The sequence below is a fragment of the Streptomyces sp. CO7 genome (genome assembly GCF_053474865.1).
Genome location: NZ_JBRIOU010000012.1, coordinates 31,781 through 32,267, shown reverse-complemented (window position 1 = coordinate 32,267; position 487 = coordinate 31,781). Strand labels below are relative to the sequence as shown.

Genomic DNA, 487 nt, shown 5'->3' with positions numbered 1-487 from the left:
GTGCCGGGCGTGGGCTGCTGGTCGTCCTTGCGCATGAGGACCCCTCCGGAGAAGTGAGAGCAGTGCTCTCGGTTGAGAACAGTGTGCGCTCTGCCGATCCCCAAAAGCAAGAGCGGTGCTCTCTTTTCAGAGCGCCGCTCTTGAATATGTGCACCGCTCTCGCTCTGTGGCACACTCGGATCATGAGCGCGACAGAGGGAGTCCGGGCCCGTGCCCGACGGGAGATCACCGCGGCGATCAAGGACGAGGCACGACGCCGGCTCGCCGACGAGGGGGCGGCCAAGCTCTCCTTGCGGGCGGTGGCCCGGGAACTGGGGATGGCCTCGTCGGCCGTCTACCGCTACTTCCCGAGCCGCGACGACCTCCTCACCGCCCTGATCATCGACGCCTACGACTCGCTCGGCGCCGCCGCGGAGGCCGCCGAGGCGAAAGCGGCCGCTGCCCCGGGTGCGGCCCCCGTCGACCGGTGGGTCGCGGTGTGCGAGGC

1 protein-coding gene is annotated in these 487 nt (G+C 69.6%); it reads left to right on the top strand.

The genetic code is table 11. From position 1 onward, the window contains the following. Positions 1-182: 182 nt before the first annotated feature. Positions 183-487 (top strand): helix-turn-helix domain-containing protein (locus ACOV8S_RS29750; RefSeq protein ID WP_448321583.1); only part of this gene is annotated, 305 nt, incomplete at its 3' end.